The sequence below is a fragment of the Bacillus sp. AFS088145 genome (genome assembly GCF_002564465.1).
In the GTDB taxonomy this organism is placed as follows: Bacteria; Bacillota; Bacilli; order Bacillales; family Bacillaceae_G; genus Gottfriedia.
This window is the reverse complement of record NZ_NUUX01000062.1, coordinates 1-5,825: the sequence shown is the minus strand read 5'-3', so window position 1 is coordinate 5,825 and position 5,825 is coordinate 1. Positions and strand designations below refer to the sequence as shown.

Annotated in this window: 5 protein-coding genes, 16 tRNA genes and 1 rRNA gene; 2 read left to right on the top strand and 20 right to left on the bottom strand. The window is 37.5% G+C overall.

Annotation, left to right across the window (positions count from 1 at the left end; genetic code table 11):
* Positions 1–50: 50 nt before the first annotated feature.
* Positions 51–173 carry a hypothetical protein gene (locus tag COI44_RS24785; RefSeq protein ID WP_286164069.1) on the top strand — a complete coding sequence of 41 codons (123 nt, stop codon included), beginning with the start codon at positions 51–53 and terminating at the stop codon, positions 171–173.
* On the opposite strand, the gene trmL is transcribed toward COI44_RS24785, so the two are convergent.
* From trmL to queG, 3 genes are all read right to left on the bottom strand, one after another.
* On the bottom strand, positions 161–655 hold the full coding sequence (gene trmL / locus COI44_RS23540; RefSeq protein WP_098430044.1) for a tRNA (uridine(34)/cytosine(34)/5-carboxymethylaminomethyluridine(34)-2'-O)-methyltransferase TrmL: 495 nt from the start codon (positions 653–655) through the stop codon (positions 161–163). The genes COI44_RS24785 and trmL overlap by 13 nt on opposite strands.
* Before the next feature lie 62 nt (positions 656–717).
* Positions 718–1,632, bottom strand: a complete 915-nt coding sequence (locus tag COI44_RS23535; RefSeq protein WP_179887242.1) for an amidase domain-containing protein — start codon at positions 1,630–1,632, stop codon at positions 718–720.
* A gap of 76 nt (positions 1,633–1,708) precedes the next feature.
* Positions 1,709–2,833, bottom strand: a complete 1,125-nt coding sequence (gene queG / locus COI44_RS23530) for a tRNA epoxyqueuosine(34) reductase QueG (RefSeq protein ID WP_098430042.1) — start codon at positions 2,831–2,833, stop codon at positions 1,709–1,711.
* 509 nt (positions 2,834–3,342) lie between these two features.
* Here queG and COI44_RS23525 point away from each other — a divergent pair.
* Entirely contained in the window at positions 3,343–3,639 is a 297-nt protein-coding gene (locus tag COI44_RS23525) for a hypothetical protein (RefSeq protein WP_098430041.1), read from the top strand.
* Between the two features lie 213 nt (positions 3,640–3,852).
* On the opposite strand, the gene COI44_RS23520 is transcribed toward COI44_RS23525, so the two are convergent.
* The 17 genes from COI44_RS23520 to rrf all read right to left on the bottom strand — a co-directional run bounded on the left by COI44_RS23520 (position 3,853) and on the right by rrf (position 5,735).
* Positions 3,853–3,935, bottom strand: a tRNA-Leu gene (locus tag COI44_RS23520).
* Between the two features lie 93 nt (positions 3,936–4,028).
* Positions 4,029–4,112 (bottom strand) — tRNA-Leu (locus tag COI44_RS23515).
* A 14-nt stretch (positions 4,113–4,126) separates the two neighbouring features.
* Positions 4,127–4,197, bottom strand: a tRNA-Cys gene (locus COI44_RS23510).
* Between the two features lie 5 nt (positions 4,198–4,202).
* Positions 4,203–4,277, bottom strand: a tRNA-Gly gene (locus COI44_RS23505).
* Between the two features lie 5 nt (positions 4,278–4,282).
* Positions 4,283–4,357, bottom strand: a tRNA-Gln gene (locus tag COI44_RS23500).
* A gap of 80 nt (positions 4,358–4,437) precedes the next feature.
* Positions 4,438–4,513: transfer RNA gene (locus COI44_RS23495), tRNA-His, on the bottom strand.
* 15 nt (positions 4,514–4,528) lie between these two features.
* Positions 4,529–4,602 (bottom strand) — tRNA-Trp (locus COI44_RS23490).
* A 6-nt stretch (positions 4,603–4,608) separates the two neighbouring features.
* Positions 4,609–4,693: transfer RNA gene (locus tag COI44_RS23485), tRNA-Tyr, on the bottom strand.
* A gap of 10 nt (positions 4,694–4,703) precedes the next feature.
* A tRNA-Thr gene (locus tag COI44_RS23480) sits at positions 4,704–4,776 on the bottom strand.
* A 189-nt stretch (positions 4,777–4,965) separates the two neighbouring features.
* Positions 4,966–5,041 (bottom strand) — tRNA-Phe (locus COI44_RS23475).
* Positions 5,042–5,049: 8 nt separating this feature from the next.
* Positions 5,050–5,125 (bottom strand) — tRNA-Asp (locus tag COI44_RS23470).
* 3 nt (positions 5,126–5,128) lie between these two features.
* A tRNA-Met gene (locus COI44_RS23465) sits at positions 5,129–5,205 on the bottom strand.
* 50 nt (positions 5,206–5,255) lie between these two features.
* Positions 5,256–5,331, bottom strand: a tRNA-Val gene (locus COI44_RS23460).
* A gap of 9 nt (positions 5,332–5,340) precedes the next feature.
* Positions 5,341–5,415, bottom strand: a tRNA-Glu gene (locus COI44_RS23455).
* A gap of 23 nt (positions 5,416–5,438) precedes the next feature.
* Positions 5,439–5,530, bottom strand: a tRNA-Ser gene (locus COI44_RS23450).
* Between the two features lie 4 nt (positions 5,531–5,534).
* Positions 5,535–5,609: transfer RNA gene (locus COI44_RS23445), tRNA-Asn, on the bottom strand.
* A gap of 10 nt (positions 5,610–5,619) precedes the next feature.
* Positions 5,620–5,735: ribosomal RNA gene (rrf, locus tag COI44_RS23440) — 5S ribosomal RNA — on the bottom strand.
* Between the last annotated feature and the right edge of the window lie 90 nt (positions 5,736–5,825).

Genomic DNA, 5,825 nt, shown 5'->3' with positions numbered 1-5,825 from the left:
ATTGATTTTCAGACTGATTGCAAGCGTTGTCTTTCGAGGCGCGAAGCCTGATGAGGAGCGGAGTTACCTTAAACGGTAATGAGCAACCGCAGACAGGCGAAGCAACGAAGAAAGCGAGCGTTTGTCAACAGTCTGAATCACCATTATATGGTGACTTTTATTACTTAGAATAATCCTTTACCTTTAACAGCTCACGGAAATCTTGCTGACGTAAAGCTTCGTAAATTAAAATTGCAGCTGTATTTGATAAATTTAGAGATCTAATATGGTCTGTCATTGGTATACGCAAGCAAGTTTCCATATTTTTTTCAATTAACTCTTTCGGAAGCCCTGTTGTTTCTCTACCAAATACAAAGAAAATCTCTTCATCTAAATTTGTATAGTCAAAGTTTGAATATGTTTTTTCCCCAAATTTAGTTATAAAGTAAAATTTCCCGTCTTTATACTGATCAAATAAATCGTCCAAAGAATCATGATAATGTATATCTACATGCTCCCAATAATCAAGACCAGCTCTTTTTAACATTTTATCATCAGTTGAAAAACCTAACGGACGGATTAAATGCAAACTTGTATCTGTTCCTGCACAAGTACGTGCAATATTTCCTGTATTTGCTGGAATTTGTGGTTGATATAATACAACGTGTATTCCCATCTTTTTCACCTCTATATTGTTTCAATGCTTTATATTATACCAAATTCGTAATTAATAAGGTATTATTCCATTGGAGGGTTAGAAAAGTCATCAACGAAGTGAAAAAACTTATACTTAATATTCTCCGTAAAAGCAGAAGAATCATAGTATGACCAATATCTTTTACGGCTATTTACAGTATGTGCATTCACTAACGGTTCACCATTTTCATCCTTAGCAACAACGATTGTACAATGATTCCATACTCCATCACCTTCAAAATCATATACGATAATATCCCCCAATGTAAGATCTTTTGGTGAAGGCACCTCTTCTGCTTTAATTCCAGTTTTAGGCGCAGGTAAAAATCTTCTTAATGCATGAGCAACTCTCCAGCTATAACTACTATTAGAATGATTTTTATACCACCACCCTGTCCCTGGTTTTGGCATTCCAACCATACGAATGCCTCCAGCCCTTAAACATTGAGATATAAAATTAGTACAATCATTTGCATACAATGGATATTCTTTATTATGGCCATCCCACCAGGTTTCAGCATATTTAACAGCATTAAATCGGTTATATCTGTTATTTCGATCTAAGGATTCATTTTCATCTAAATCTTCTTCTTCGAGTTCAAAATTTTCAACTTGATTATCAATCGGGAAAGCTATGTCATATAAGATTTCATCATTTTCAATCGCGATCTGTCTTTCATGTTGATCCTCTTCAAAATATAAATCGTTTTGCTTTAAAAAATATCTCGTATGGAATGTATAATTTATATATGTTACGGCCTGTTCAGTCCAAATATTGTTTACATCAAGATTTCCATATACTTTCACTAATGAAACATTACGCTTATTATATAATTCAACTTTACGCCTGATTGTCTGATATTCTTTTTCTTGAATAGGATGACTTCGATGCCCTTCACCAAAGTAAAGTTGTAATCGTTCTTTTAAATAACTCTCTAAAAGTTCACGATTAAACAAGATAATCCCCCTTTTCAACATATATTCTTATTCTATACGATGTTGAAAAATAAGAGATTATACCACTCAATATTGTTTACTTTGAAAGAACAGCTTTAATTTCATTTAATACAATCTCGTCTTGCTCTTTTTGCAAACAACTTTCAATAAAGGGTGTACTGTTCTCACCCTCAATCTCAAAAATAGCCCAAATAGCTGTACCCCTAATGACTGGTCTTGCATCTTTTTTCGCTAATTCCTTTAAATCATCTAATGCCGATTCATCTTTAAAATGTGCTAAAGCAATGATGGCATTTCGCTGAATAGGGTTCTTTCCTCTCCATGACCCAGACATTTGGCCAAACTGACTTTTAAACTCTCTGTTACTTACCTTTAATACAGTGCGTAATAAAGGTTTTACAGTTTCCGGATCAGGCTCCATCTCAGTATGATGAGTAAAATTAACCCCTTTATTTTTAGGACAAATTGTCTGACATGTATCGCAACCATATATACGATTTCCCAGCTCTTTTCGAAACTCAACAGGAATCATCTCTTTTGATTGTGTTAAAAAAGCAATACAATTTTTAGCATTTAATTGACCTGGAGAAACAATCGCACTTGTAGGACAAACATCAAGGCATTTTGTACACTCTCCACACTGTTCTTCAATAGGCGAATCTGGTTCAAAAGGTAATGATGTAATCATTTCCCCTAAATACACATATGAACCGAATTCTGGCGTAATAATTGAACAATTTTTAGCACTCCAACCTATACCAGCTCGCTCAGCCACAGCTCGATCTACTAGCTCACCAGTATCGACCATCGACTGAACCTTTGCACTTGGATAATGTAATAATATAAATGACTCAAGCTGAAGTAATTTCTTTTTTACAACTACATGGTAATCTTCCCCCCATGAGGCCCTACAAAAAATTCCTCTTGTAGACCCTTTTTTACTTTTAGGAGGATTTTTTAATTTGGATGGATATGCTAGAGCGATTGCAATAATTGAATTAGCTTCTGTCATAATTTTTGTTGCATCTACTCTTCGCTCAATATCCTTTGTCTCAAAACCCGATTGATAATTTAATTCCTGCTGCTTATATAAACGATTTTTTAACGTTAAAAATGGATCAACAGTCGTAAATCCAATCTTATCTATTCCAATTTCTTTACTATATGATATCAATTCTTTTTGAAATTCTTTTATATTCACAAGAATCACCTAACTGCCTGTTAATTTACAAATTATATTTTCTATTCTAGTCAGAAAATTATTTCTTTATCTAATTATGTCATAAAAAGCTTTAATAATAGACATTTTAATATAAAAAAACGCAATGTATCGTTCTTCGAATGAATCAATACACTGCGTTGTTATCAAGTTATAAGTGCTACTACTAATACAATTTAATAATGTATTTAGTAGGTTTTTAATGAACTTGTTATTAAATTTATCATAAATATGTCATAAATACAAGAATAAAATCAATTTTTGTCGAAAGGGTTCTAGCATGATTTATGAAAGGGTCGAGAATAGAAAATATTTATAGCAGTTAAAAAATAGCGGATGACGTGAGTAAGAAAAAGAACAATAATCATTAGAACTTTAATTATTAACTAATAGCAGAGGATAATGAAAGAATTGTAGAAATTTGAATGAAGGTATAATGAATTTTCCCATAGAATTCTTCTTAATAGGTTAAATTTAGGAGGAGAGTAACTATGACAGATCCTTTGGTGAATGAAGAAAAAAATCCTTTGGTCGAAAGTTTTGAAGGTGTCTGTAGTTTGATTGAAGAAACAAACGACAGAATTGATTTTACACAGGATACACTTAAGGAACTTGATCGATACAATAATGAGAAATTAAAAGATGCAAAACAATTTACTATTAAAGTAGCTGCTGCAAGCCTACTAATAGCAACAACAGGCTTAGTAGTTACTTTAGCAAATAAAAGAAAACCAAAACAATTTGATTGGCTTGCTACTAAGCAAAAACGTAAGTATGTAAAAATGTAACAAATAGCATTTGTGAATAGCCACATAAAAAATGCAGCGACCATTGTTATAGTCGCTGCATTTCTTTATAATGTTGTTAATATATAATGAAGACAATTATTAAATGCTGGATGAAGATGAAGAATATAAAAAGCCTATTCTTTTGCTTACCCTTTACGATCTAACAAAAAAGGATTTTGCATCTCTGCAAAATCCTCTTCCCTTAATTCAATATAGCGGTGACAGGACTTGAACCTGCACATCCGTGAAGATACCTGATTTTGAGTCAGGCGTGTCTGCCATTCCACCACACCGCCAAAAAGTTATAAAATAATTATAATATATGAAAGACAGATTGTCCATTCAAATCTGTAATTAAAAACCTCTTACAAAAGTAAGAGGTTTAATGATACCGAGGGCCGGACTCGAACCGGCACGGGGTCAACCCCCGCAGGATTTTAAGTCCTGTGTGTCTGCCATTCCACCACCCCGGCAGAAGTAAATTAAAAGGCGGTAACCGGATTTGAACCGATGATAAAGGTTTTGCAGACCTCTGCCTTACCACTTGGCTATACCGCCATATTTGGAGCGGAAGACGGGGTTCGAACCCGCGACCCCAACCTTGGCAAGGTTGTATTCTACCACTGAACTACTTCCGCATAAATGGCTGGGCTACCTGGATTCGAACCAGGGCATGACGGAATCAAAATCCGTTGCCTTACCGCTTGGCTATAGCCCATTAATTAAGAACTTTATATACTATATTCAATTTATTATAAATTATATTACTCACTCGAGTAAACGTTACAATAATTTAAATGGGGCGACCGATGGGAATCGAACCCACGAGTGTCGGAACCACAATCCGATGCGTTAACCACTTCGCCACGACCGCCATTATTGTATTATTTGGCAGGGGCAGTAGGAATCGAACCCACACCAAAGGTTTTGGAGACCTCTATTCTACCGTTAAACTATGCCCCTATAAAATGGTGGAGGGGGACGGATTCGAACCGCCGAACCCACAGGGAGCGGATTTACAGTCCGCCGCGTTTAGCCACTTCGCTACCCCTCCGGTTAAAGAGTGCCGACTAGAGGACTTGAACCCCCAACCTACTGATTACAAGTCAGTTGCTCTACCAATTGAGCTAAGTCGGCTTAATAAAAGTTATATTACTTAATTTTGTTTATTGCCATAATTAGTTCATCTCTTAGTCATCCTTGTCTCAGGAAGAATTCCAAGATGCTGCTCGACAAGTACGCTGAGGCTTTGCTACGAAGCTTATTCGTTCGTGCTCTACCAATTGAGCTAAGTCGGCTTAATAATTATATACTATATTTTTAAGATGGTGGCTCGGGACGGAATCGAACCGCCGACACGAGGATTTTCAGTCCTCTGCTCTACCGACTGAGCTACCGAGCCATCTTAAATGGCGGTCCCGACCGGGATCGAACCGGCGATCTCCTGCGTGACAGGCAGGCATGTTAACCGCTACACCACGGGACCATTTGGTTGCGGGGACAGGATTTGAACCTGCGACCTTCGGGTTATGAGCCCGACGAGCTACCAGACTGCTCCACCCCGCGATAATGTGGATTCTATATTTTATAGATCCATAAACTATATTTTAATTAGATGGTGGAGGATGACGGGCTCGAACCGCCGACCCCCTGCTTGTAAGGCAGGTGCTCTCCCAGCTGAGCTAATCCTCCGTAATAAAATGGTGACCCGTACGGGACTCGAACCCGTGTTACCGCCGTGAAAGGGCGGTGTCTTAACCGCTTGACCAACGGGCCAGTATAATAGTGCTGAAAACATGTGGCGGAGAGCAAGGGATTTGAACCCTTGAGACAGGGTTACCCGCCTACACGATTTCCAATCGTGCTCCTTCGGCCACTCGGACAGCTCTCCAAAATGGCTCCGCAGGTAGGGTTCGAACCTACGACCACTCGGTTAACAGCCGAGTGCTCTACCACTGAGCTACTGCGGAATAATCATAAACCAAGCGACGTTCTACTCTCACAGGGGGAAACCCCCAACTACCATCGACGCTGAAGAGCTTAACTGCCGTGTTCGGTATGGGAACGGGTGTGACCTCTTCGCTATCATCACTTGATTCAATTCCTTAAGGACAATAACTATTATATCAAATCTCACTCAAAAGTCAATGACTTTTTTAAAAATTTTTTATAATAATTTTTGTACC

What these genes read in the sequence shown, in the direction of transcription:
- COI44_RS24785 (WP_286164069.1), top strand. Translation starts at nt 51, where the DNA reads ATGAGGAGCGGAGTTACCTTAAACGGTAATGAGCAACCGCAGACAGGC.
- trmL (WP_098430044.1), bottom strand. Translation starts at nt 655, where the DNA reads ATGGGAATACACGTTGTATTATATCAACCACAAATTCCAGCAAATACA.
- COI44_RS23525 (WP_098430041.1), top strand. Translation starts at nt 3,343, where the DNA reads ATGACAGATCCTTTGGTGAATGAAGAAAAAAATCCTTTGGTCGAAAGT.